This is a genomic window from Flavobacterium beibuense F44-8 (assembly GCF_000769915.1).
In the GTDB taxonomy this organism is placed as follows: domain Bacteria; phylum Bacteroidota; class Bacteroidia; order Flavobacteriales; family Flavobacteriaceae; genus Flavobacterium; species Flavobacterium beibuense.
In genome coordinates, this window is sequence record NZ_JRLV01000001.1 from 21,293 (window position 1) to 46,651 (window position 25,359).

Sequence of the window (25,359 nt, forward strand, 5' to 3'; positions counted from 1 at the left end):
CTTTTACGAATTACAGATTATCTTTTTTATAAAGGTTCAGTGAACTGATTAGATCTATTACCCTTTCCTTTTTTTATTTTATTTATTGCGGGTTTAACCAATGTTGTTTTTTAACAATTAATAGCGATAAAGGTTACAACTATTTGTATGGTGAACAGCATCTTATACAATAAGAGCTTACACTGCTTTTAAATATTTATTGTAGTATAAACACTACGTGAACGCTTAATGGTATGTGCTTGCTTGGAACAACCAACAAAACCGCTATATAATGAACATAAGCCTTACTGTAAAGCGATTACTTTTTATGTTTTCGCTCCTATTGTTTAGTATGGCAACTTTTGCACAGTTACCTGATTTTACTTTAACGGTTACCCCAACTGCTCAAACCTGTTTGGGTAATGGTGTTTTGGGATTTTCGGTATCAGGGGTAAACCCGTCGGCAAATATAGATTATACCATATACCTTTTACCCGATACTGCAACTCCCGTAGGGATTACTACTTCCTCCACATACAATAATCTTCAGGCCGGCGATTATATGGTTGTCGCTACGCAATCCTTATCGGGGCAATCAAATACACAAACACAAAACGTTACTATTGATGATGAAACTGTTGAACTTACTTATCTTTTTGAATTAGCTGATGCAATATGTGGTAACGATGGTCGTATTACGGTAAATGTAACTTCGGGTACGGCGGTATCTTATGAAATTTTTGCGGGTCCGGTAACAAGGCCGTTACAGGTATCTAACGTGTTTAATAATTTACCCGCAGGTTTATATCAGGTAAGAGTACATGATATTTGTGGTGATGCAGTTGTCGTATCGGTACAGTTAGTGCAACTACCTCCGGGATTGATTATAGGTGAACAAACAAATTTTAGTCCGGATCCTTTACCGGATTGTAATACTATAACAATTTCACATGTGTTTGGTCCTCCTGCAGGCTATGCTTTAGCATCTCCCATTTCATTTACCTATACGTTGTATCCTCCCGGCGGAGGTACTCCTGTTATAGTGACTCCTGAAATTGAGGGTTCTTCTGAAGTAAATATTCCATTTTATAACGGGCAGGAGTATAGTTATGATATAACTGCAGTTGATGCCTGTGGAAATGTATATACTCTTAACGATATTGTTATAACACCGGCCTTTACAGGTATTGGGATACAGGAGGTATTTGGTTGTGACGGGTTTACTTTTGGTTTTCAGTTTGCAAATTACATGGAGCCTTTCAGTATTGAGTTTCTTTCGGCGCCCGATGGGTTTATTCCTTCAGATTTTAGTACGCTTCATCCCAATTTTAATACCGTAGAAGATATTGAATATGGTTCTGAGTCCAATCCTGTGCCTGTAGGGGAGTATAGTGTAGCGGTAACCGATGGTTGCGGACATGTGGCTATTATAGATTTTGAGCTGGAAATCCCGGAGCTGGACGTGTCTGTAGTGACTCAAAGTGTAGGGTGTGAAGGTGTTTCTATAGAACTTGAGGTGCCTACAAGATTAATTACAGAAGCAACGCTTCTAAGCGCTCCTGTAGGGTACCCGGAAACTCTGCCGGAGGACCTTGAAACTTATATAACGGACGAAGGAAAGGTATTAATGACCGATGTACAGTTTGGGGTGTATGTTTTTGAAGTGACTGATTCTTGTGGTTTTACGTATACAAAAGAAGTTTTGGCGAGTCCTTCTTCATTTAATGTTAGTGTAGAACAAAGACCTGGTTGTGATGAAGGCTATGGCTCTGTAAAAGTAGAGGGAGTGGGTACTGATTTAACAATGGTAGTTATTGAGTCGGCTCCTTCAGCATTTACTCAGGCTACTCCTTATGATGTTACTTTTAATTTAAGCTCAAACGGTAATTTTTATATGAATTCCTTACCCGAAGGAGAGTATGTATTTACGTTTATGAATACCTGTGAAGGTACTATAAGTGTGGATATAACAGTTGAAGGGTATCATAAAACAGTAAATAGTTATACATTAACCGAGAACTGTGGTTCTTTTGAGCTTAATATTCAAAACGCAAGCAATGGTGTGACAACACAGCAGTTTTGGTTACAAAAATATTATCCTCAAACCGGAGACTGGGGGCATCCTCAAACCGGAGAGCTATATGATGAAGGTGTCCCTCCGGTAGCAGATAACTCTTTAGTGTTGATTAACAATGCAAATAATATAAATCTTGCTTTTAGCGGGCAGTTCAGGATAGTAAAATCATTCTATACCTACAGTAATGGTATTTCAACAAACTTTAAGTGTTTTGAGGTTTTACATGAATTCTATTTTATGGGAGGGCCTAAAATTTTAGATATATACAGCTTTCCTTGTGACGATGGTCTTGCCGAAGTAGCAGTAATGGCTGAAGGAATACCTCCTTTGGCGTATAGTATTATCCAGAAAGACGGAGAACCTTTTACTGTTGATAATGGGGAGTCTAATGTTTTTTCAGAACTGGAAGCCGCAGTATATACTATGAGGGTAACCGATGAATGTGGGAATTTTAGAACCGCACAAATTGATATTAACGAAGCCGATCCAATTGAAATTGAGGCTTCAGGTTTGTGTGACGGTCAAAATGGGCTACTTTCGGTGCCACCTTTTTCTTTCCTTAATTATGAATGGTATAACGGAGACGATCCCGATACTATTTTAAGTACTTCAAGTACTCTTGAGTTTACCCCGTTCAATGAGAGTAATGATACCGGAACTTATTATGTGAGGATTTCTACCTCTAATCCGGTTTCGTGTATGAATCAAACTCTTGAATATGTTGTGGTGCCTTCTTCCGGGTTAAATGCAGGCGATGATAGTGCTGTTTTGTATTGTAATGACGGACAGGCTGTAAATCTTGAAGCGTATTTAAGTAACCCGCATGATGAAGACGGGATATGGATTGATATGAACGGTACCGGAGCCTTAGCAGATGGTACTCTTGATATAGCTGGCTTACCGGAGGGTGTTTATGAATTTAAATACATGGTAACCGGTATGTGTAATGCAGCAGATGAGGCAGTGATAACTTTTGAACTAAGGGATATTCCCGAAGCTCCTCAGGTTGCACCTTTAGATGGAGTGTGTGAAGGAGAAATGATTCAGCTCACAGCTACCGATGTGCCAAATGCAGTTTACGAGTGGACAGGGCCTAACGGGTTTACGGCTTCGGTACAAAACCCTGCTATTGAGAGCGTAAGTATTGCCGCAGCAGGTATTTATGAAGTAAGAGCTGTAGTTAACGGTTGTGCTTCAAACTTAGCTACAGTAAATGTGAATGTGAGGCCATTGCCTCAGTTTGAATTACAGGGCGATGCCACATTGTGTGAAGGTCAGGAAGGACTCCTAAGTGTTATTGCTGCAAATTTTGATGAAGCTATAGCAAGTTATCAATGGTATTATGATGATGCTTTGCTAAACGGAGTAACAGCTGCCGATATTGCAATATATGAAACCGGAGTGTACAGGGTTGAAGTGAGTAATGAAGGCTGTGTAACCGAAGAGTCATTTAATGTAACCGAGAATAATGACGCTTTTGAAGTAATACTGGATAATGGCTGTATTGATTTTGAATATGGTGTTTGGGTAACAAATGCAGATGAGCTTGACGGTTATTTGTTTAACTGGACAGGTCCCGAAGGATATAATGCTGCAGGTACACAAATAATAATATCAGAAATGCCGGCAGGTATTTATACAGTAGAAGTTACAAACCCTGACGGTTGCAGTGTAACGGCATCTGTAAATATTGAAAACACCTATTGCAGGATACCAAAAGGGATATCGCCTGGGGACGATGATTTTAATAATGAATTTGATTTGTCTAATTTGGGAGTGCAAAACCTGAAAATATTTAACCGATACGGGCTTAAAGTGTATGATAGAGATGGTTATCTCAATGAGTGGCACGGACAGTCTGACAAAGGAGAACTCCCTACAGGTACCTACTATTATGTAGCAACGCTTTCGGCAGGGAAACAGGTAACCGGTTGGGTTTACCTTCAAAGAAGAACAAACTAAACTACTATAAATTATGTATAGAAATTTTATTCACTCAAAACGATGGTTATTTATACTGTCGTTGCTGTTGTCCTGCACAGCAGCATTTGCACAGTTGCCTTCCTTTACTGTTTCGGCAACAGCGACACCTCAAACCTGTTTGGGTAACGGATCGTTATCGCTTTCAGTTTCCGGAACCGATCCTTCGGCTACGATTGATTATACCGTGTACTTATTGCCCGATACGGTTAATCCGGTGGCTACTACTACCTCATCTACAGTAAACAGTCTTGATGATGGTAACTACCTTGTTGTTGCTACTCAGTCATTAGGAGGAAATTCAAATACAGCATCAACAAATGTTACTATTGACGATGAAATAGTAGAACTTAACTATTCTATAGTAGGAACTAAGGTGCGTTGCGGAAATGACGGAGCATTAACTATAAATGTTACTGCGGGTAGCGGACCTTTTAGTTATGAAATTATGTCGGGTCCGGTTACGTTTCCTGAGCAGGCCTCAAATGTTTTTAGTAACCTGCCGGTAGGTACTTACCAGATTAGGGTGCATGATGCCTGTGGCGATGCAAATGTGGTGACCTATCAGCTTACAGCATTACAGCCGGGTATTTATATAGACGATCCAAATATTGTTTATGAGCAACTTCCGTCCTGTAATACAGTAAATATTATATTGCCATATATTAACTCAAGTGCAAATACTCAAATATTTTTCCCTGTTGTATTTCAATTTACTGTTTATCCCCCGGGGGGAGGAACACCAACTATTGTAAGCCAAACGGTAACAACCGGAAATGTATCATCTTTTAACGAACTTCTGGCTACAATACCGTTTTATAATGGAGAGGAATATAGTTATGATATACAGGCTACAGATGCATGTGGTAATGTTTTTACACTTGATGATGTTGTGGTTGATGCAGCTTTTGATTTTACTCTTATTGAAAAGAATTTTGGATGTGAGGAATTTGTGTTGAATATTACGCCTTCTTTATATGGAGCTCCTTATACAGTAACGTTCCTTTCTGCTCCTGCAGGTTTTGTACCATCTTCTTTTAACGCATCACACCCTACATTTAGTACGCCTATGGCAGCATATGGTACACAGGCTAATCCGTTACCTATGGGGACATACAGTATTCAACTAACCGATGCCTGTGGAAACTCTGTAACTAAAGATATTGAACTTACTAATGAAGGTCAGCCTACTTATATAACCAGTACTGATCCTACCACCTGTTTAGGACAGATAGGTGTTACTTTTAATGGTAGGGTTTTAGTGGGGGCAGAAGTAACCGATGCTCCGGATGATTATCCTAATGCACTTCCCGATGATGTTTCGTCATTAATAGACCCTGAGACAGGATTGTTTTTGGATGATATTCCAATAGGTACTTATACAATTGTAATAACCGATGCCTGTGGGGAAGAGTATACTCTTGTTATTGAAATTGTTCCATTTGGTGATGGCTTTGGTTTAAGCTTCTATCAATATGCAGGATGTGCCCTTGGAGAAGGTTCGGTTAGGGCTGGGGTAACAGATAATACTATTACAAGTATCATAATTACTGCTGCTCCTGCTACATTTACAGAAACACTGCCTTATGATGTGTCTTTTAATATAGCCGACGGATTTTTATACATGAATTCATTACCTGCCGGTAACTATACCTTTACTGCTATAGATAATTGTGGTGTGGAGCATACAGATTCGGTGTTAATTGAAGGTTATGAAGAGGAACTTTCTGATTTTGAGGTTATACCTTATTGCGGGTCTTTTGATTTGACTTTTACGTATACTTCAAATAGTAACTATGCAGTTTCTTACTGGTTACAAAAATATGATGAGACTACTGATAGTTGGGGACATCCGTTAACAGGTAACTCGTATCCTGAAGGAACTCAGCCTAATATAAATAATTCAAAATTACTGGATAATGGAGAGTTAAACGTAAATCTGCCTTATATAGGACATTTTAGAGTTATAAGGGTTTTCTTTGTGTATTCTAATGGTATGACTTCTACAACGCGTTGTGTTTCTACAATACATGAGTTTGACTTTGATGCACAGCCTAAAATTGTTGATGTATACAGCCTGCCGTGCGGAAATGATGGCATGTATGTGGCTGTAGAAGCCGAAGGTATAGCACCACTTCAATACAGTATTACACAGCCCTCTGTAATTGATAACGGTACTGATAATGTTTTTGCAAACCTTACTCCCGGAACTTATAACTTTAGGGTTACTGATGCCTGTGGTAATTTTAGGAATGTACAGATGGATATAAGTGATTTGGAGCAGGTGGAAATTGTTGGAGCAGGCCTTTGTGATGGTGCTGAAGGGCAGCTATATGTATCGCAGTTTTCGTTCTTTGATTATGAATGGTGGAAAGAGGGAGCTCCGGGTACTATTTTAAGTACTGCTAATTCATTGGATTTTGCTCCGTTTAACTCTGATACCGATGCCGGTACTTATTATGTGAAAATGACCTCAACTGGAGGAATAGAGTGTGAGCAGGTGCTGGAATATGTTGTTGAGCCAGCCTCGGCTGCTAATGCGGGAGATGATGATACTATAACATATTGTAATGATGAACAGCCTGTAAACCTAAACGACTTTTTAAGTAACCCGCACGATGAAGGCGGTACATGGACCGATGTGAACGGTAGTGGTGCACTTTCGGGCAATATGCTGACAACAGCAGGACTCACTGCAGGGACATATCAGTTTAGGTATCGTGTAACCGATATGTGCGATAATATGGATGAGGCAATTATTATTGTTGAATTAAGAAACATTCCTGATGCTCCGGAAGCCGATCCTGTAGCTGCTGTGTGTGAAGGGGAGAATGTTCAGCTATCTGCCGCAACAGTCGCCAATGCAACTTATGAATGGATAGGTCCTGATAACTTTACTTCTACAGACCAAAATCCGGTGCTTACAGGTGCAGGACTGGCGGCTAATGGTATTTACCAGGTACGGGTATTGATTGACGGATGTGCTTCATCTTTTGCTGCGGTTGATGTGGAGATAAAAGCATCGCCTGATTTTGTTATTGATGGTGATACTTCGCTTTGTGAAGGTCAGTCAGGACTACTTAATGTAGTGCCCTCAAATTTTGATGAGAATGCAGTGACTTACCAGTGGTATTATGAATCTGATTTACTTGATGGTGTGGATGCTGCCACTATTGAAGTATTTGAAGTAGGTCAATACCATGTTGAAGTTAATAATGACGGTTGTATTACCGAAGAGGTAATTCAGGTTAACAGGAACACTAATGCTTTTGATGTGGTGCTGAATAACGGTTGTAATGATTTTGAATATGTAATTACTGTAGCTAACCAGGATGAACTGGAAGGAGCCAGCTATAGTTGGTCAGGTCCTGAAGGATTTAGTGCTGCCGGACCGGAAGTAGTAATATCTGAAATGCCAGCGGGCACATATACTGTTGAGGTTACTAATACAGAAGGGTGCATGGCTATAGCTTCGGTAGATGTTGAAAATACTTATTGCAGAATTCCTAAGGGGGTTTCTCCGGGTAATGATGGTAAGAATGATACTTTTGATCTTACTAATCTTGAAGTGCAGGAGCTACTTATATTTAACCGATACGGACTTAAAGTATATGAGAAAGAAGGCTACCTAAACGAATGGCATGGTCAGTCTGATAAAGGAGATTTGCCTACAGGTACTTATTATTATGTGGCTACCTTATCTGCAGGGAAACAGGTAACCGGATGGGTTTACCTTAACAGGCAGGAAAATTAATCAGTTATTAATACAACATAAAAAAAGCTTAGCAATTGCTAAGCTTTTTTTATTTATTCATCTTTAATGTTAAGATCTTGTTTTCTTTCTTCGTCATCTTCTTCAAGTAAACTTTCGCGTACTTTTTTAAACAGTTCAGATGAGTAAACAAACTCCACTATTGATTTATTTCTTGTTTCAAGTATTTGTTCATTAGTACCTTCCCATTCCTTGATGCCGTTTTTAAGGAAAACAATTTTCTCGCCAATTTGCAGTACCGAGTTCATATCATGAGTATTGATAACCGTAGTCATGTCATATTCCCGGGTAATTTCCTGTATGAGTTCATCAATAAGTATAGAGGTTTCCGGGTCAAGTCCTGAGTTAGGTTCATCGCAAAACAGGTATTTAGGGTTGTTTACTATTGCCCTCGCGATTGCTACCCTTTTTTGCATACCACCTGATATTTCGTTAGGGAATTTATAATTGGCATCAACAAGGTTTACCCTTTCAAGTACTTCGTTAACCCTGTCTTTAATTTCTCTTCCTCTTTTATTGGTAAACATTTTTAGCGGGAAAGCCACATTGTCTTCCACATTCATGGAGTCAAAAAGGGCGCTTCCCTGAAATACCATTCCTATCTCGGTTCTCAGACTTCTTTTTTCGTCTCTAGTAAGTTCAGAGTATATTCTTCCGTCAAAAGAGATTGATCCCTTTTCAGGTGTATGTATACCTAACAGGGTTTTTAGCATAACGGTTTTACCCGATCCGCTTCGCCCTATGATAAGGTTGGTTTTTCCGGTTTCAAATGTTGTAGAAATACCTTTAAGCACTTTGGTATCCCCAAATGATTTTTCTATGTCTTTAATCTCTATCATTAGCTTAAAAGTAATTGTGTTATAATGTAGTTTACAGTAATTATAACCACACTGGTCCATACAAATGATGTGGTACTTGCCTTACCTACTTCAAGTGCTCCACCCTTCATGTAAAAACCATGGAAGGAAGGTATTGTAGCCAGCAGCATCCCGAAAACAAATGTTTTAAGGAAGGCATAAAAAACATGGAAGGGTATAAAATCAGTCTGTATACCTTCAAGAAACTGATCGCTTCCTACAAAACCACCATATACTCCCGCAAGCCATCCGCCCATTATACCTAAAAACATTGATATAGCAATCACAAAAGGATATAGAGTGAAGGCTACAATTTTAGGGAATATAAGGTAGTTAATGGCATTTACTCCCATTACCTCAAGGGCATCAATTTGTTCGGTTACCCTCATGGTACCAATACTCGATGTGATGTACGAACCTGCACGACCTGCCATAATAATAGAAATAAAGGTAGGGGCGAACTCTAATATTACCGACTGTCTTGTTGCAAAGGCAATAAGTGATTTAGGGATTAAAGGGTTAGTAAGGTTAAGGGCAGTTTGTATGGCAACAACCCCGCCTATAAAGAACGATATGAATGCTACGATACCCATTGATCCTATAATAAGGTCATCTATCTCTTTGAGAATTAGAGACTTCATTACCGACCATTTTGTAGGTTTATTAAAAACCTCCTTAATCATAAGGAAGTATTTGCCTATCTGGTTTAATGCTTTAATCATTTAGTTTAAAAATAAAGGCTAAAGTACCGAATTGTAGCCAGTTTTTAGTATTACTTAATAGTTTTTTAATATGTGCAATTAGTTAAAATAGCTTCTGTTTTATTTTTTTCCAGCGATACTGTCTTATAAATTTTGCCTGTTCTTTAGTTACAAGCATGGGCTTGTTTTCCTTCTTGGCTTTAAAGTATCCGTTTATATAATCAATAAACAAACCGGGCTTGCCTTTTTTCATAGCTAGTTTTAGAGAAGCTATTGCTGTAATAATGAATCCGTAGCCCAGAGTATAAAAAGCAGCTCCCTGTTTGTAGCGTGCCGTTTTATCATAATTAGCTCCGGTAGGTTTAAGGTGTTTTACTTTTAAACGTTCCAGGGTAATAACTTCCCAACCGTAAAATTTGGCAAGGAGTTCATCGGCAGTGTCCCAACCCATAGCAGTTCTTAACCTGTCCATTTGCAGGAACAGTTCTTTACGGTAGGCTTTAAAAGCGCCACGAATGTGGTCTTTATCAGTAAGGCTTTCCAGTACCCATTCACCGTTTTTCTCTATATAAGCAAATCCGCCTGCCATACCTGCTTTTGGGTTGTTTTTAAAAACTTCCAATATTGACTCAAAATAATCAGGAGGTAAAATCAGGTCGGCATCCAGTTTTACGATAATATCATATTCCTCATCAATGGTTTCATAACCGGTATTAAAAGCCTGTATAACCTTGCTTCCCGGTAGATGAATAGCATCAGAAGCTTTGTTTACCAATGATAGCCACGAGTACTTATCAGTAAACTCCTGTACTATTTCGGCAGTCCTGTCGGTAGAGTTATCGTTTACCACTACTGCTTTTGCCGGTAATACGGTTTGTGCTGCCAGTGACTGCAGTGTTGCAGCCATGAAAGCTTCCTCGTTATAAGCCGGAATAATAGTGTAATATCTCATGGTTACAGAAGTTGGTGCAAATATCTTTAAAAACTTTCAGTTTATAAATTATTAGCAGCCCTAACTGTAATTATAAGGCAGAAACTTTGCGAAGATTATTTAGCCCTTTCGGCATATACGATGTAGTAGCGCGGAACAAAGTGTCTTAATAACGGACGGATGCCCAGTTTTTTTGTAGGATTGGTCCATTTTTTACGATCTTTAATTACCCATCCTGTCTTTTCAAGAAGCCAGTCAAGCTGCCAGTCTTCAAACTCATGGTAGTGCCTGTCCCACATATCGGTTTTACTTCTGTATGCAGGGCTAAACCATAGTCGTAACGGAACCGATATAATGATTTTATCGCTTTTTACCTTCTGTAAAACGGTGTACGGATTTAGTAAGTGCTCAAAAATCTCAAAAGCGGCAAATACATCATACTCCGTTTCTGTAATGGCACTCTGGTTGTTATCTATATCTTCTCCGCCGGTATTTATTACGGTATAACCTACCTCTTTCATGATTTTAGAAAAAGGATTTTCAATCCCAAGGTCAAGCAGGGTGTTTGTTGTTGGGATGTGCTTTTTTAAAAAAGCCAGTGTAAGGTTATAGCGCTTGTGCGGAAAAGTCTTTTCGTACATTTTTTATCGAATTGAGTTTCAAAAATATAAAAAAAGTATATCTGTAGTCTCATAAATGAAAAGTATATTTGTTGTTACTTACATACTTTTACATTTAACTATTGGGGAATAAGGTTATACATAAACAGGCATTTTTTTACACTGTAATTAATTACCTGGGAACTGCAATAGGCATTGTTTCGGCATTGTTTATCTATCCTTTGGATTATGGTTTTTCGGGGATTATTAAATTTATAGATTACCTTACCCAGCTTTTATACCCGGTTATGGTGCTTGGTGCTTCGCACGCACTTATTAAATTTTACCCTGCGCTTGATAACCAAAAGAGGAAACAACTGTTTAATTATAGTCTTGTTTCCATAAGTGTTGCATCACTTGTTGTGCTAGTACTTATTTTTATGTTTGATAAGTTAACAGGCTATAAGGACATAGTATTAGTTTATTTTTCTTTTCCTATTGCTATTTCGTTAGCTTTTATTGATTTGTTTAGAAAACAGGCTCAACAAATGCAGCGACTTGCCGTACCTACATTGTTTGAAAAAATAATGCCGAAGGTGGCATTACCTGTACTTTTTATACTGTTGCTTAATAATGTGCTTGGAGTAAATGAGTCGTTGTTTTTCTATGTACTTACCTATGTGTTTATATTTCTGTTTACGGGGTTTTACCTGTTCAGGTATTTTCAGCCGGGGTATAATTACAGGTTTAAAACACTGTTTGGGGAAATATCAAGGAAGGATTATTTTAGGTACAGTCTGTTTTCTTTTGCAGGAAGTTTCGGTTCGGTACTGGCCTTTAGGATAGACGGTATAGTGGTGTTCAACTTTATATCAGATGAGGCTAATGGTATATTTGGTAATGCGGTAACTATAGCTTCTGCAATGCAGGTGCCTGCTGTAGGCTTGTTTGCACTATATGCCCCGATTATATCCGACTATCTTAAATCAGAAAATTTTAAAGACCTTCATGTAAAATATAAGGAAACGGCAAGGCTGTTGTTTTTTATAGGAGCATTACTGTACAGCTCTATCTTTTTAGGGATAGACGACCTGTTTAGGTTACTGCCGTCTTACGATAAGCTTAGCCAAATGATACCTGTAATATGCATTTCGGGCTTTAGCGTGCTTATTAATATGGCAACCGGATTCAATACCGAAATCATTACTTATTCCAAATACTATAGGTTTAATATGATTGCCATATTGTGCCTTGTAGGGTTAAATGTGCCACTTAATCTTTTTGTGGTATATTATACTGACTGGGGTATAGAGGGTATAGCATGGGCTTCGTTCCTCTCGGTAGCTTTATTTAATGCCTTAAAAATGATTTTCATTTACAGGAAGTTCGGCCTGCTGCCTTTTGATAAGGATTTTGTTAAGATGGGACTGATATTCGGGCTTTCGCTTGCAATAATTTATATTTTGCCGGATGTTGGTAATAACCTAATTAACCTTGTTTACAAAACCGGACTATCGTTACTCATAAACATTATTGCAGTGTATAAACTGCGACTTGTATATCAGGTAAACGTATGGCTGGATAAAGCACTTTCGTTTACTAAAAAGAAATAACAGATAAATAATAAACTAAAAAAGGACAGCTTATCAGCTGTCCTTTTTTATGTTGTAGTATATAATTATACTTTGTATACAAAGGCGTTAACGTTCATACCAGCACCTACCGATGCAAACATTACAATATCACCTTTTTGAATTTCCTGATTTTCAAGCTGACCTTTAATTAGAAGATCATATAGGGTAGGGACTGTAGCAACGCTACTATTACCCAGTTTATGAATACTCATAGGCATTACACCTTCCGGCGGAGTTTTTTTGTGGAGTTTAAAGAAACGGTGGATAATAGCCTCATCCATTTTCTCGTTAGCCTGATGTATCAGTACTTTCTTAACATCCTCTATAGCAACACCACTTTTGTCAAGGCAGTCTTTCATAGCAAGCGGAACGTTAGTAAGTGCAAACTCATATATTTTACGTCCGTACATTTTAATGTAACGAACATCCGGGTCGTGTGTAACGTTGTATGAGTTTCCGAAGAAAAGGAAATACGCCTCATCATGAGTGAAAGATGCTGTTTCGTGTGCCAGTATACCGCCTTCGTCATCGGTAGCTTCAATAATACTTGCCCCAGCACCGTCAGAATAAATCATACTGTCACGGTCATGCGGGTCTACCACGCGTGATAAGGTTTCGGCACCAATAACAAGGCAACGCTTTGCCATACCTGCTTTGATATACGCCTGCGCCTGAATGACACCTTCTACCCATCCCGGACACCCGAATAAGATATCGTAAGCCACACATTTGGGGTTTTTAATTTTCAGGCTATGTTTAACGCGTGATGCCAAACTTGGTAGTATGTCTGTTTGAATTGCTCCGCTTTTTACATTACCAAAGTTATGTGCAAAAATGATATAGTCAATAGTTTCCGGGTCTATTTTGGCATCGTCTATAGCTCTTTGTGCAGCAAAATAGGCAATGTCTGAAGTAAGTAGGTCTTCATCCACATAGCGGCGTTCTTCAATACCGGTTATCTGTTTGAATTTTTCTGCTACTTCTTCGTTAGAATAGGGAAGGGGTTTTCCGCCTTCACCTAAAAACTCGTGCTGTGCAAACTCTAAGTTTGTTACAATCCTGGTAGGGATATAACTCCCTGATCCTGTTATTTTAATATTCATTGCTTGTTTGTTTAAAGCTAAGTTAACTATAAAAACGTTAGATTAACCCTAAAAGTACTATGCAAGCATATAAATTAAGGATATATAAAAATAAAGTCTTTAAAATAGTAAATTGATAATTTAAGTTGTATGAATTTTTATTTTCATAATTGTAGCGATACTTAATGCTCTTGTTTTTATTTTCTCGGCATTATTTCCTGAAAATAAATCATCTACCGATTGGTTAAAATGCCCCAGCCAAACGTCAAAATGTGTGTCTGTTAGCTTCTCTTTGCTGTTAAGGTCCAAATGTAATTGCATCACATTTTTTTTATAAGTGCCTGTATGAAGAACGCTTAATTCCCAAAAATCGGTTAGGTGAGGCAGGTGAGCCTCAAGGTCTATTTTAGCAACATCGGTAAATATATAGCTTATGGCAGGGTCGGTTAAAAGGCGGTTGTAAAACTCCCGCATCAATAGTGCTATATCCTCTCGTGTTTCAATGTCTTTCATTTTACTTTGGTATTTAATACAAAGTTAGCTACTATGGCATTGTGTTTTTATGATACAGGTCAGTATAAATAAAAAAGGCTGCCTAACGGCAGCCTTTTCAGGGAATATATTTCTTATTCTTCCATGTAAGCTTCGATTGGAGCACATGAACAAACCAGGTTACGGTCGCCATAAGCATCATCAACCCTTCTTACGCTTGGCCAGAATTTGTTTTCTGCTAAATACTCAAGTGGGTAAGCAGCTTTCTCTCTTGTGTATGGGAAATCCCATGAATCAGAAGTAAGCATTGCTAATGTGTGCGGAGAGTTTTTAAGTACGTTATTCTTATCGTCTGCAGAAGCTTCATCGATTTCCTTACGGATAGCGATCATAGCATCACAAAAACGATCTAACTCTTCAAGGTTTTCACTTTCTGTAGGTTCAACCATTAAAGTACCTGCTACAGGGAACGATACCGTAGGAGCGTGGAAACCGTAGTCCATTAAACGCTTAGCGATATCAGTTACCTCGATTCCGTTTTGTTTGAACGGACGGCACTCAATAATCATTTCGTGAGCAGCACGACCCATTTCACCTGTATAAAGTGTTTGGAAGTGACCTTTAAGTCTTTCTTTAATATAGTTAGCATTCAGGATAGCGTGGTGAGTAGAACTTGTAAGTCCTTCTGCACCTAGCATAGTGATGTAACCGTAAGAAATAAGACATACAAGAGCCGATCCCCATGGAGCTGCAGAAATTGCAGTGATAGCATTATTACCACCTGTAGCAATTACAGGGTTTGTAGGTAAGAATGGTACAAGGTGAGCAGCCACACATATTGGACCAACACCAGGACCACCACCACCGTGAGGGATAGCAAATGTTTTGTGCAGGTTAAGGTGGCAAACATCTGCACCAATTGTAGCAGGGTTAGTTAAACCCACCTGTGCGTTCATGTTAGCGCCGTCCATATAAACCTGTCCGCCGTTATCGTGAATAATTTGAGTAATCTCTTTAATAGATGCTTCGTATACACCGTGAGTAGACGGGTAAGTAACCATTAAGCAGGCAAGGTTATCCTTGTGAAGTTCTGCTTTTGCTTTTAGGTCTTCCACATCAATGTTTCCGTTTTCAGAAGTTTTGGTAACAACCACTTTCATACCTGCCATGTTAGCAGTAGCCGGGTTAGTACCGTGTGCCGATGCCGGGATAAGAGCAATGTTTCTGTGGTCTTCACCTCTTGACTGGTGGTAAGCACGGATAACCATTAGTCCGGCATATTCACCCTGAGCACCAGAGTTAGGCTGAAGTGTAGTGCCTGCAAAACCGGTAATAACATTAAGCTGCTCTTCCAGTTTTTTAAGCATCGTTTGGTAACCCTGAGCCTGCTCTAGCGGAGCAAACGGGTGGATGTTATTCCATCTTGGGTAGCTTAACGGGATCATCTCTGCGGCAGCATTAAGTTTCATGGTACATGAACCTAATGAAATCATAGAGTGGTTTAGCGAAAGGTCTTTACGCTCCAGTTTTTTAATGTAACGCATTAAAGCGGTTTCACTGTGGTATTTGTTAAACACCTCGTGAGATAAGAACTCGCTTGTTCTTATTAATGTAGACGGGATGTGTACAGTTTCTGCAAGGGCAGTAACAGCCTCGGCAGTTTTACCTGTAGCTTCAGCAAATACTGCAACAATATCATTAATATCTTTTAATGAAGTCGTTTCGTTAAATGCGATAGCAACAGTTTCACCATCTATATAGTAGAAGTTAATCTCTTTGTTTTCGGCAGCAGCCTTAACTTTAGCAGCATCAGCTTTAACTACGATAGTGTCAAAGAATGATGTGTTAGTTTGGTAAACACCAAGTTTGTTAAGAGCATCTGCAGTTGTAACAGCGCTGGCGTGTACTTTGTTTGCAATGTACTGTAGCCCTTTTGGACCATGATATACAGCATACATACCTGCCATAACCGCAAGAAGTACCTGTGCAGTACAAATGTTTGAAGTTGCTTTTTCACGCTTAATGTGCTGCTCCCTTGTTTGTAGGGCCATACGAAGCGCACGGTTTCCGTTTGCGTCTATGGTAACACCAATAATTCTTCCCGGCATACTTCTTTTGTACTCTTCTTTAGTAGCAAAGTAAGCAGCGTGAGGGCCACCATATCCCATTGGGATACCAAAACGTTGCGTAGTACCTACAACAACATCGGCTCCAAGCTCACCCGGAGAAGTTAATTTAACTAAGCTTAATATGTCGGCAGCAACAGCTGTCTTGATTTCTTTTTCTTTAGCCTTAGCGATAAATCCGGCATAGTCGTAAACCTGACCGTATTTGCCAGGGTATTGCAGGATAGCACCAAAGAACTCTTCAGAGAAGTCAAACTCCTCGTGGTTACCAATTACAAGCTCAACACCAATTGGGGTAGAACGTGTTTGAAGTACCGAAAGGGTTTGTGGTAATATCTCTTCGGAAACGAAGAATTTGTTTACGTTGTTTTTCTTCTGGTCGCGGGTACGAACATCAAATAAAAGTGCCATAGCTTCGGCAGCTGCGGTACCTTCATCAAGAAGAGAAGCATTTGCGATTTCCATACCTGTAAGTTCGATTACGGTAGTTTGGAAATTCAGTAAAGCCTCTAAACGTCCCTGAGCAATCTCTGCCTGGTACGGAGTATAGGCAGTATACCATCCCGGATTTTCAAAAATGTTCCTTTGGACAGCTGCAGGTACAATAGCAGGGTGGTAACCCAAACCAATGTATGACCTGAATATTTTATTTTTTGCTCCTAACTGATGTATGTGGTTTAGATACTCATATTCCGTCATGGCAGGATCCAGGTTTAGCGGAGCCTTTAAACGTATATCATCCGGTAAAGTTTCATAGATTAATTGGTCTATGGATTCGACACCAATGGTCTTAAACATGTGCTGCAGATCATTCTCCCTCGGGCCAATGTGTCTTAAAGCAAAAGCATCTGTTCTCATATGATATTGTTGCGTGTTTTTTAGAGGACACAAAATTAGTTAATTATATCCAAATTTTAATGTCTTTTTTATCGTGATTTTTAAGAATTTTTTAACCTAAACTAAAACCTGTTGAGAGATTGATTATTTTTGTAAGTATGAAAGTATTAAAACGGATATTTGACCTGTATTTACACGGTAGTATGCATGTGGCAATGTCGGTGCTGGCACTGGTGTTAATGACGAACCATATGTTTAACCTTCCGTTCAATTTTCATATGGCGGGTTTTGCCTATTGCGGTACTATGTTTAGCTACAACTTTATGAAGTATGAAAGCTGGTACAGATTTAAGAGGCCCATTAGCACAAACCTGAAAATCATTACGGCATTAAGCGCTGTGGCTTTTGTGGCTGCGGGTGTTTTTTTCATGATGCTGAAACGTCAAACCCAAATCACCGGGATTATCTTTTTTGGGTTAACGGCTTTGTATACGGTTCCTGTATTTCCTAAGCGTCCTAACCTGCGTAACCTCAGCGGTATTAAAGTATATATAGTTGCCCTTTGCTGGGCAGGTGTTACCACACTGATGCCTATTGTTGAGGTAGGTAATGAAATTGTAACCGATCTTATCCTTAAATTCTGTCAGCGATTCCTTTTGGTACTTATCCTTATCCTGATATTTGAGATTATCGATTTAAGTGAGGATGACCCAATGTTGCGTACCATACCGCAAATAATAGGGGTAAAGATGACCAAGCTCCTTAATCTGATACTACTATTGCCTTTCTATTTTTTAGAGTTTTTTAAAAGTACTATAGATAATATGCAGCTTATAGTAAATGTAGTACTAGTGGTAGCGACAGCCTTGTTTACTATATATGCCACTCCAAACCGTAGTAAATACTATACCTTATTTTGGGTAGAGAGTATCCCTATTTTTTGGTTTGGACTAGTGGTGTTGGCTAGTTATTTATAAATTTCGTAAAGCGGTACTCAATTCAGGGTAGGTAAATGTAAAACCGTTTTCCTGTAGTCGCTTAGGGATTACATTTCTGCTTTTTAGAATCAGTTCGGTTTCAGTGCCTATAATTTGTGCTCCTATTTCAAGCATTGTTTTGCTAACAGGAATCGCAAAAGGAGCTTTAACCTGTTTTACAATTGTTTTCATAAAGTCGTTATTACGAATAGGAGTAGGGCTTACTATGTTTATAACGCCTTCCGTTTTAGTATTGATTACAAATTCAACAGCACGGGCAAAATCATGCTCATGAATCCAGCTTACATACTGCCTGCCATTACCCTGTTTACCGCCCATCCCTATTTTTGCTAATTTCCTTAGCATAGGGTAGGCGCCTCCGTTTTTACCCAAAACGATAGAAGTGCGCAATGCTGTTTTAAGTGTTTGCTGAGTTTCGGTCTTAAAAAATACCTTCTCCCATGCACGTGCCACTTTCATTGAAAAGTCAAAGCCCTTATCGCCGTTTACCTCATCCATCTGTTTATGGTAAGAGCCTTTGTAAATAGTAGCTGTAGATGAGTTAAGCCAGTGTTTGGGTGGGTTTTTACATTGTAAAACTGCCTTGTTGAGTATTGCAGTGCTGTTGAGACGTGATGCCATAATCTCGTTTTTGTTTCGCTCGTTATACCTACAGTTTACCGATTTACCTGCCAGGTTAATAAGTACGTCGCTGTTTTCCAGTTCGGTTTCCCAATTACCAAAAGTTCGGGCATTCCAGTGTACATATTTTATATTACCTGTGGTTCGTGATTTACCACGGGTAAGGATAATAATCTCATCAACTTTGTTTTTAAAGTACTCGCTAAGAATGCTGCCGAGAAAGCCTGTCCCGGCAGCGATAATCATCTTTTTCATAACATTTTATAATTAAGGTAAGGTGTGGTTTATTCTTCTTTTGGATTTATAAATTTGTTTATCCTGTAGGTTACATATACAAAGTAGGCGGCGACCATCATTGGGATAATAAATACTGTGATGATTGTCAGGTCATCAGATATATAGTCGTTCCATCCTAAAAAAGCTATAATCAATGCTGTAATAGCAAATAACCAATAGTAAAGAATTAGGTTTTGTAAATTTTTTGCTAACTTTTTAAAATATAAGAATGTAATAGATGTTGCTATTAACAGTTGTAATGGTCCCAATACTATTTGAGCATACATTCCCATGAATATAGTGGTATATAAAAGTAGAGTTGCAAAAAAACAAAAGCGGTTAATTATGTGAAAAAATCTCATAGTTTACTGTTTATATGTTACATACTCTTCCGGTTGGTTTCCTTTAGCTTTTCTTTTTCCTCTAAAAAAGAAGTACAGATTTAAAAATAACATGATGCCTAAGTAAATAGAGAAACCACCTATTTTATAACTTAGGGTTTCTACCAAATCCTGATAAGAATTGTCATCAAGACTTATTTTTAAAATCATTAATGCAAAACCCAGGTTTAAAAGGTAAAATCCGGTTTCAAAAAGTTTGTTAGTGGCATTGGCTATTTCCTCACGACCTTTAAATATGTCAAGCATAAAAATCTTACTGTTTTTAAACAGAGTTCGAGATACTGTAAATGTTAGTGCTATAGCAACTGGAAGGTAAATGGCGTAACCGATTAATATTTTTGTAGTTTCCATGATAATTAAATTTAGTCGTTAATAATTTTTTGAACGTATTTGGTTAATATGAATATGTTTAGATAATGTAGTATGCAAAGTATGCTGATTATTATGGCCGACTTAACCGCTATGGTTTCTATAAGGCGTTTAAAAGTGTTTACGGTTTCCCAGTTTAGTAATGTCATTGCCGCATAGCCTATGTTTACCAGATAGTAGCCTAGTAGTAGTATCTTATTGATACGCAGACATAATTCCTTATCGCCATGCAGTAATTCCAATACATAGATGTTTCCGTTTTTATAGCAAATTTTCCCTACCACCACAATGATGTAAATAATTATGAGCAGGAAGATGACGTATGTAAGTATATTAAAATTCATCTTGTATTGTTTGTTTGAAACTTTCAGAAAAAAATGAAACTTTTGATTAAAAAAAAATGATGTTATTTCATCATCTTCATTAGTAGCTTGGTAAGCCAGTTGTCTTTATATTCAGTGGCTTTTTCAATTATATTGTCGGTTTTTAAAACAAACTCATAGAGCTTGTCGGTTTGTTCGGCAAAATACTTTCCTTCAGTCGTTTTGGTGTCTACATCGGCAGATACTTCTTTTAAAACTTTAAGTGCCGGTTTAATTTCACGTTTACTGCGCTCTTTGGCAATTTTGATGGCAAGCTCATCAAGGTCTTTCTCTGCTGTAAAAAACTCCCTGCGTTCTCCGTGCTTAAATTCTTTGTATACAATTCCCCAGTCAATAAGGGCACGAATGTTCATACTGGCATTACCACGTGAAATTTGCAGTTCCTCCATAATGTCTTCCATAGAAAGCGGTTCGTTACTTACCATAAGCAGGGCGTGTATTTGGGCCATTGTTTTGTTTATGCCCCATTGTGAGCCTAATGCTCCCCAAGTTTGTACGAATTTATTTTTTGCTTCTGTGAATTCCATGAACCAAAGGTATAAACTTATTTTTAAACTTTCAAAAATATATGAAAGTTTATTTTCTTTTAATGGTTATATTTACATAAAAGCTTGCTATGAAATGTGTTATGTTGTTGTTAGTTGCCCTGTTGGCATTGGGGTGCAAGGAAGAAAAGCATCCTAAAATTGAAATTTATTTATTAAAGCACAGATTAGCCTTTGTTGATGCTGTACCTTTTAAAGAAACTTCCAGATATAAGGAGATTGAATATGACAGGGCTAAGGATATTTTTAAAGATGCCCAGTTTGATACAATAAGGGAGGAGGTAGTCTTTGCAGGGCAGTTTGAGGCTGATTCGGTCGATTTACAGTCAGAACCTTTTATTGATGATAGTGATATTAAAGCCTTTGATTTAAAGGCTAATAAGCTTGTGTTGAGTAAAAAGGTTATAAAGCGGATTTGCAGTTTATATCCTGACAGAAATTTTGGAAAGCAGTTTGTTATAACTGTTGATAAGGAACCCATGCTTACAGGTTATTTTTGGAACACGCAATCGGCTGTTAACTGTAGGTGGTATTATATAGAATGTTTGGATAATGAGGCGTTTCCGGATAACGGTTTTGATGCAGATATTGTTACCTTATATAGTGGTGTGAATAGTGAAAAGGTAGAGCAGTATGGTTTTACACGACATAAAGAGCTTATCGCTGCCTTTGAGCAAACTCACAGGTTAGTAGAATAAAAAAACGCTGCTAATATTATTAGCAGCGTTTTTTTATTTGTAAAGATTAAGATAATAACCCGGCTCTTTTTAATAAAGCTTCCGGTTTAGGCTCCTGCCCGCGGAAACGTTTATAAAGCAGCATAGGGTGTTCTGTGCCGCCTTTAGATAATATGTTGTTCTTAAATTTATCGGCGGTTTCTTTGTCAAAAATGCCTTTCTCTTTAAAGTATTCAAAAGCATCAGCATCCAGTACCTCAGCCCATTTATAGCTGTAGTAACCGGAAGAGTATCCGCCCTGAAAAATATGAGAGAATGCAGTACTCATAGCATTTTCCTGTACATCAGGGTAAAGCTGGGTAGGTGAGAACTGTTCGATTTCAAAACTCTTAACATCACCTATAGCAGCCGGATCCTGTGCATGCCAACCCATATCAAGCAGACCGAAGCTTAACTGGCGCAGTGTTGCCATACCTTCCTGGAAAGCGGCACTGTCCTTAATTTTTTCAATGTACTCCATAGGGATAACTTCCCCTGTTTTATAATGGTGAGCAAAAAGTTCTAATGCTTCCGGTTCGTAGCACCAGTTTTCCATTATCTGGCTTGGTAACTCAACGAAATCCCAGTATACGCTGGTCCCCGAAAGATTAGGGTAAGTAGTGTTTGCCAGCATACCGTGAAGCGCATGTCCAAACTCATGGAATAATGTGGTTACTTCATTAAATGTAAGTAGCGATGGTTTGGTTCCTGTAGGTTTTGTGAAATTACATACTATAGAAACATGCGGTCTTTCGTTAACCCCATTTTTAATGTATTGTGATTTGAACGATGTCATCCATGCTCCGTTACGTTTCCCTTTTCTAGGGAAAAAGTCGGCGTAAAAAACAGCTACAAGATCACCGTTTGTATCTTTTACCTCATAAGTCCTTACATCCTTATGGTACTTATCTATATCATGAACTTCGGTAAACGAAATACCGTATAATTTCCCTGCAATGGTAAAGGCTCCGTTAAGCACTTTGTCCAGTTCAAAATAGGGTTTCAGCTTTTCATCATCCAGGTTGAATAATTTCTGTTTCAGCTTTTCTGCATAGTAAGCACCATCCCATTTTTCAAGATGATCCAGTCCGTCCAGTTCTTTAGCGAAAGCTGTAAGCTCTGCAAATTCTTTTTGTGCAGCCGGTTTGGCTTTTACTAATAAATCATTTAGGAAAGTGCGTACTTTTTCAGGGCTTTCGGCCATGCGTTCTTCCAGTACGAAGTCGGCGTGCGATTTATAACCTAAAAGATTAGCGCGCTCGTGGCGTAGTTTAACTATCTGTAATACGGTTTCCTGATTGTCGAACTCATTATTCTGGAAGCCTTTTGCCCCAAATGCCAGTGCCATTTTTTTACGTAGTTCCCTATTGTCGGCATAAGTCATAAACGGCATATAACTTGGGAAATCCAGTGTGAAAACCCACCCGTCTTTTTCAAGGCTTTTGGCTACTTCATGTGCCGCCTCTATAGCTCCTTCAGGAAGTCCTGAAAGATCATTCTCATTTGTAATATGCAGTTGGAAAGCATTAGTTTCTGCCAATACATTCTCGCCGAACTTAAGGCTTAGCTGTGAAAGCTCTTTATCAATTTCACGAAGTCTTGATTTTTTATCTTCCGGCAGGTTGGCACCGTTGCGGGCAAAGCTTTTATATTTCTTTTCCAGTAGTGTGCTTTGCTCCGGTGTTAGTGTAAGGCTGTCTCTTTTATCATATACAGCTTTAACCCTTTCAAACAAATCCTTATTTAAACGGATGTCATTACTAAACTCCGAAAGCATAGGCGAAACTTCCATGGCAATTTTCTGGATGTCGTCATTGGTTTCTGCCGAATGCAGGTTGAAAAAGATGCCCGATGTTCTGTCCAGCATGTCTCCGCTATAGGAAAGGGCTTCGATAGTATTTTCAAAAGTAACTTCTTCGGGGTTAGAGATAATTTTGTCAATCTCTTTTTTTGCAGCTGCAATCCCTTCGTTAAAAGCAGGAAGAAAATCTTCTGTTTTTATGGAGTTAAAGGGAGCTGTATCGTGTTTTGTATTAAATTTTTGGGTAAGTGAATTCATAGTCCTGTTTAAGATTTTTTAATCATAACCGTGTTGAAACGGTCAACAACTATACCAAAGGTATGCTTTTTACCCGATGCGTAAAAGCCATAAAAAAAGCTGCCCAATTGGCAGCTTTTAATTATTTCTGTAAACCTTCGGCAGCTTTGAGTACAGCTTCCTTCAGTTTTAATTTGTAAGCGATAATCTTATCTAAAACAGCTTTGTCGTGGCTTCCTAAAATTTGTGCTGCAAGTATACCTGCGTTTTTAGCACCGTTAAGGGCTACTGTCGCAACCGGAACTCCACCCGGCATTTGCAGTATAGAAAGTACACTGTCCCAACCGTCAATAGAGTTACTTGATTTTACAGGTACACCAATTACAGGAAGCGGAGACATAGAGGCTACCATTCCCGGTAAGTGTGCTGCACCGCCGGCACCTGCAATAATTACAGATATACCGTTGTGGTGTGCATTAGAACTGAAATCTACCAGTTTTTCGGGGGTGCGGTGTGCCGAAACAATATCTACGTGTGTTTCTATACCAAACTCCTTTAAAATGTCTATGGCGTCCTGCATTACCGGCATGTCTGATATGCTGCCCATTACTACTGCTACTTTCATGTTTTATATTGTTTAGGCCTTACTGGCTTATTACTTTAATTGTGTTCTTAACTTCTTCGGCAATTTTTCTGGCAACGGCAATGTCTTCATTTACAATGGTAACGTGTCCCATTTTCCTGAAAGGTCTTGTTTGCTTTTTACCGTAAATGTGTGGTGTAACACCATCTTTATCTAAAATGGTCTCAATGTTTTGGTACAGTACGTTACCCGAGTGTCCTTCGGCTCCTACAAGGTTAACCATAATCCCGGCAACTTTACTGTCGGTATTACCTAAAGGTAGGTTTAATATAGCACGCAAGTGTTGTTCAAACTGAGAAGTGTAGCTTGCTTCGATAGAGTAGTGCCCGCTGTTGTGTGGTCTTGGTGCTACCTCGTTTACAAGGATCTGGTCATCTTCCGTTTGGAACATTTCCACTGCAAGTAGCCCAACATGGTTAAACGATTCAGATACCTTTAAGGCTACTGCTCTTGCTTTTTCTGCTACAGCATCATCAATACGTGCAGGACAAATAACATATTCTACCTGATTGGCTTCCGGATGGAATTCCATTTCAACCACAGGGTATGTTTTTATCTGTCCGTCAGGGTTGCGGGAAACTATAACTGCCAGCTCGTTTTTAAACGGAATCATAGTCTCGGCAATACACTGTACATTGGCAACGCCTTCAAAGCTTTCCATGGTACGGATTACTTTTACGCCGTTTCCGTCATAACCACCTTCGGTACTTTTCCATACAAACGGAAGTGTTATTTCGTTATTTTCTACCGCTGTTTTAAGGTCGGTAAGGCTTTCAAATCTTTTATAATCTGCAGTTGGTATCCCGTTGGCAGTATAAAAGTCTTTTTGTGTGCCTTTATTCTGTATCTGTTTTAGAGTTTTTGGAGAAGGGTAAACCTTAATGCCTTCGCTTTCCAGTTTTTCCAGCGCGGCCACGTTTACATGCTCAATCTCAAAAGTAAGCACGTCTACCTGTTTTCCAAAGTTGTATACGGTGTCAAAATCCATAAGGTCGCCCTTAAAGAATTTGTTGCTTCCTATTTTGCACGGAGCCTCATCACTTGGATCAAGTACATACGTTTGTATGTCAAACTTCCTTGTGTCGTTAAGCATCATTTTACCCAGCTGGCCTCCGCCTAAAATCCCTAATTTAAAATCAGAAGAAAAATAATTCATTTATCGTGTTTCTTTTTTGCTGTGCAAAGATACTTAAAGCGTTAAAATTATTAGTCACCAAAAAACACTTTTATATAAGGAGGGTTTTATGATAAGGGTTTTCGGGTGTTTTTTTGGTTAATTTTAGCAAATAGTCCTCAGTATCA

The 25,359-nt window shown here is 38.7% G+C and carries 20 protein-coding genes; 5 read left to right on the forward strand and 15 right to left on the reverse strand.

What is annotated here, in order from left to right; all coding sequences use genetic code 11:
• Window positions 1-271: 271 nt before the first annotated feature.
• Window positions 272-4,018, forward strand: coding sequence for a T9SS type B sorting domain-containing protein (locus tag Q763_RS00090; RefSeq protein WP_157499238.1), 3,747 nt, complete (start codon window positions 272-274; stop codon window positions 4,016-4,018).
• Between the two features lie 13 nt (window positions 4,019-4,031).
• Window positions 4,032-7,790 carry a gliding motility-associated C-terminal domain-containing protein gene (locus Q763_RS00095; RefSeq protein WP_084595983.1) on the forward strand — a complete coding sequence of 1,253 codons (3,759 nt, stop codon included), beginning with the start codon at window positions 4,032-4,034 and terminating at the stop codon, window positions 7,788-7,790.
• Between the two features lie 53 nt (window positions 7,791-7,843).
• On the opposite strand, the gene Q763_RS00100 is transcribed toward Q763_RS00095, so the two are convergent.
• The 4 genes from Q763_RS00100 to Q763_RS00115 form a co-directional block, all read right to left on the reverse strand.
• Window positions 7,844-8,647: an ABC transporter ATP-binding protein gene (locus Q763_RS00100; RefSeq protein WP_035129644.1), complete on the reverse strand. Its 804-nt coding sequence runs from the start codon at window positions 8,645-8,647 to the stop codon at window positions 7,844-7,846.
• Complete coding sequence (locus tag Q763_RS00105; RefSeq protein ID WP_035129647.1) at window positions 8,647-9,387, reverse strand: MlaE family ABC transporter permease; 741 nt, start codon at window positions 9,385-9,387, stop codon at window positions 8,647-8,649. Before Q763_RS00105 ends, Q763_RS00100 begins: the two co-directional genes overlap by 1 nt.
• An 82-nt stretch (window positions 9,388-9,469) precedes the next feature.
• Window positions 9,470-10,318 carry a glycosyltransferase family 2 protein gene (locus Q763_RS00110; RefSeq protein ID WP_035129650.1) on the reverse strand — a complete coding sequence of 283 codons (849 nt, stop codon included), beginning with the start codon at window positions 10,316-10,318 and terminating at the stop codon, window positions 9,470-9,472.
• Between the two features lie 95 nt (window positions 10,319-10,413).
• Entirely contained in the window at window positions 10,414-10,938 is a 525-nt protein-coding gene (locus Q763_RS00115) for a methyltransferase domain-containing protein (protein WP_035129652.1), read from the reverse strand.
• 101 nt (window positions 10,939-11,039) lie between these two features.
• On the opposite strand from Q763_RS00115, the gene Q763_RS00120 reads away from it, so the two are divergent.
• A complete protein-coding gene (locus Q763_RS00120; protein WP_035129655.1) occupies window positions 11,040-12,509 on the forward strand; it encodes an MATE family efflux transporter in 1,470 nt (489 codons plus the stop codon).
• A 65-nt stretch (window positions 12,510-12,574) separates the two neighbouring features.
• On the opposite strand, the gene Q763_RS00125 is transcribed toward Q763_RS00120, so the two are convergent.
• The 3 genes from Q763_RS00125 to gcvP all read right to left on the reverse strand — a co-directional run bounded on the left by Q763_RS00125 (window position 12,575) and on the right by gcvP (window position 17,088).
• A complete protein-coding gene (locus Q763_RS00125) occupies window positions 12,575-13,633 on the reverse strand; it encodes a 3-oxoacyl-ACP synthase III family protein (RefSeq protein WP_035129657.1) in 1,059 nt (352 codons plus the stop codon).
• A gap of 120 nt (window positions 13,634-13,753) precedes the next feature.
• Window positions 13,754-14,125 (reverse strand): group III truncated hemoglobin, encoded by a 372-nt coding sequence (locus tag Q763_RS00130; protein WP_035129659.1) that lies wholly within the window; start codon window positions 14,123-14,125, stop codon window positions 13,754-13,756.
• 113 nt (window positions 14,126-14,238) lie between these two features.
• The gene (gene gcvP / locus Q763_RS00135; protein ID WP_035129661.1) at window positions 14,239-17,088 is read right to left on the reverse strand and encodes an aminomethyl-transferring glycine dehydrogenase; all 2,850 of its coding nucleotides are present in this window, start codon (window positions 17,086-17,088) and stop codon (window positions 14,239-14,241) included.
• A 137-nt stretch (window positions 17,089-17,225) separates the two neighbouring features.
• Between gcvP and Q763_RS00140 the strand changes: the two genes are divergently transcribed.
• Complete coding sequence (locus Q763_RS00140) at window positions 17,226-18,044, forward strand: hypothetical protein (RefSeq protein ID WP_035129671.1); 819 nt, start codon at window positions 17,226-17,228, stop codon at window positions 18,042-18,044.
• Here the strand turns inward: Q763_RS00140 and Q763_RS00145 are convergent.
• From Q763_RS00145 to Q763_RS00165, 5 genes are all read right to left on the reverse strand, one after another.
• Complete coding sequence (locus tag Q763_RS00145; protein ID WP_035129673.1) at window positions 18,039-18,941, reverse strand: TIGR01777 family oxidoreductase; 903 nt, start codon at window positions 18,939-18,941, stop codon at window positions 18,039-18,041. The genes Q763_RS00140 and Q763_RS00145 overlap by 6 nt on opposite strands.
• Window positions 18,942-18,970: 29 nt before the next feature.
• Window positions 18,971-19,324: a hypothetical protein gene (locus tag Q763_RS00150; protein WP_157499240.1), complete on the reverse strand. Its 354-nt coding sequence runs from the start codon at window positions 19,322-19,324 to the stop codon at window positions 18,971-18,973.
• Window positions 19,325-19,327: 3 nt separating this feature from the next.
• The gene (locus Q763_RS00155) at window positions 19,328-19,714 is read right to left on the reverse strand and encodes a hypothetical protein (RefSeq protein WP_035129677.1); all 387 of its coding nucleotides are present in this window, start codon (window positions 19,712-19,714) and stop codon (window positions 19,328-19,330) included.
• Between the two features lie 11 nt (window positions 19,715-19,725).
• Window positions 19,726-20,076 carry a hypothetical protein gene (locus Q763_RS00160; protein ID WP_035129680.1) on the reverse strand — a complete coding sequence of 117 codons (351 nt, stop codon included), beginning with the start codon at window positions 20,074-20,076 and terminating at the stop codon, window positions 19,726-19,728.
• 62 nt (window positions 20,077-20,138) lie between these two features.
• Entirely contained in the window at window positions 20,139-20,642 is a 504-nt protein-coding gene (locus tag Q763_RS00165; protein WP_035129682.1) for a GbsR/MarR family transcriptional regulator, read from the reverse strand.
• Window positions 20,643-20,731: 89 nt separating this feature from the next.
• Between Q763_RS00165 and Q763_RS00170 the strand changes: the two genes are divergently transcribed.
• Window positions 20,732-21,358: a hypothetical protein gene (locus Q763_RS00170; RefSeq protein WP_157499242.1), complete on the forward strand. Its 627-nt coding sequence runs from the start codon at window positions 20,732-20,734 to the stop codon at window positions 21,356-21,358.
• A 46-nt stretch (window positions 21,359-21,404) separates the two neighbouring features.
• On the opposite strand, the gene Q763_RS00175 is transcribed toward Q763_RS00170, so the two are convergent.
• The 3 genes from Q763_RS00175 to Q763_RS00185 form a co-directional block, all read right to left on the reverse strand.
• Complete coding sequence (locus Q763_RS00175) at window positions 21,405-23,435, reverse strand: M3 family metallopeptidase (RefSeq protein WP_035129686.1); 2,031 nt, start codon at window positions 23,433-23,435, stop codon at window positions 21,405-21,407.
• Between the two features lie 121 nt (window positions 23,436-23,556).
• A complete protein-coding gene (purE, locus tag Q763_RS00180) occupies window positions 23,557-24,039 on the reverse strand; it encodes a 5-(carboxyamino)imidazole ribonucleotide mutase (protein WP_035129688.1) in 483 nt (160 codons plus the stop codon).
• A gap of 19 nt (window positions 24,040-24,058) precedes the next feature.
• On the reverse strand, window positions 24,059-25,213 hold the full coding sequence (locus tag Q763_RS00185; RefSeq protein ID WP_035129690.1) for a 5-(carboxyamino)imidazole ribonucleotide synthase: 1,155 nt from the start codon (window positions 25,211-25,213) through the stop codon (window positions 24,059-24,061).
• Window positions 25,214-25,359: the final 146 nt, after the last annotated feature.

Bases quoted from the DNA above. Each gene is read 5' to 3' on its own strand.
- Q763_RS00105 (WP_035129647.1), bottom strand. From the start codon at position 9,387: ATGATTAAAGCATTAAACCAGATAGGCAAATACTTCCTTATGATTAAG.
- Q763_RS00115 (WP_035129652.1), bottom strand. From the start codon at position 10,938: ATGTACGAAAAGACTTTTCCGCACAAGCGCTATAACCTTACACTGGCT.
- Q763_RS00140 (WP_035129671.1), top strand. From the start codon at position 17,226: ATGAAAGTATTAAAACGGATATTTGACCTGTATTTACACGGTAGTATG.
- Q763_RS00185 (WP_035129690.1), bottom strand. From the start codon at position 25,213: ATGAATTATTTTTCTTCTGATTTTAAATTAGGGATTTTAGGCGGAGGC.
- gcvP (WP_035129661.1), bottom strand. From the start codon at position 17,088: ATGAGAACAGATGCTTTTGCTTTAAGACACATTGGCCCGAGGGAGAAT.
- Q763_RS00165 (WP_035129682.1), bottom strand. From the start codon at position 20,642: ATGGAATTCACAGAAGCAAAAAATAAATTCGTACAAACTTGGGGAGCA.
- Q763_RS00160 (WP_035129680.1), bottom strand. From the start codon at position 20,076: ATGAATTTTAATATACTTACATACGTCATCTTCCTGCTCATAATTATT.
- purE (WP_035129688.1), bottom strand. From the start codon at position 24,039: ATGAAAGTAGCAGTAGTAATGGGCAGCATATCAGACATGCCGGTAATG.
- Q763_RS00090 (WP_157499238.1), top strand. From the start codon at position 272: ATGAACATAAGCCTTACTGTAAAGCGATTACTTTTTATGTTTTCGCTC.
- Q763_RS00145 (WP_035129673.1), bottom strand. From the start codon at position 18,941: ATGAAAAAGATGATTATCGCTGCCGGGACAGGCTTTCTCGGCAGCATT.
- Q763_RS00110 (WP_035129650.1), bottom strand. From the start codon at position 10,318: ATGAGATATTACACTATTATTCCGGCTTATAACGAGGAAGCTTTCATG.
- Q763_RS00095 (WP_084595983.1), top strand. From the start codon at position 4,032: ATGTATAGAAATTTTATTCACTCAAAACGATGGTTATTTATACTGTCG.
- Q763_RS00170 (WP_157499242.1), top strand. From the start codon at position 20,732: ATGAAATGTGTTATGTTGTTGTTAGTTGCCCTGTTGGCATTGGGGTGC.
- Q763_RS00125 (WP_035129657.1), bottom strand. From the start codon at position 13,633: ATGAATATTAAAATAACAGGATCAGGGAGTTATATCCCTACCAGGATT.
- Q763_RS00155 (WP_035129677.1), bottom strand. From the start codon at position 19,714: ATGGAAACTACAAAAATATTAATCGGTTACGCCATTTACCTTCCAGTT.
- Q763_RS00130 (WP_035129659.1), bottom strand. From the start codon at position 14,125: ATGAAAGACATTGAAACACGAGAGGATATAGCACTATTGATGCGGGAG.
- Q763_RS00100 (WP_035129644.1), bottom strand. From the start codon at position 8,647: ATGATAGAGATTAAAGACATAGAAAAATCATTTGGGGATACCAAAGTG.
- Q763_RS00150 (WP_157499240.1), bottom strand. From the start codon at position 19,324: ATGAGATTTTTTCACATAATTAACCGCTTTTGTTTTTTTGCAACTCTA.
- Q763_RS00175 (WP_035129686.1), bottom strand. From the start codon at position 23,435: ATGAATTCACTTACCCAAAAATTTAATACAAAACACGATACAGCTCCC.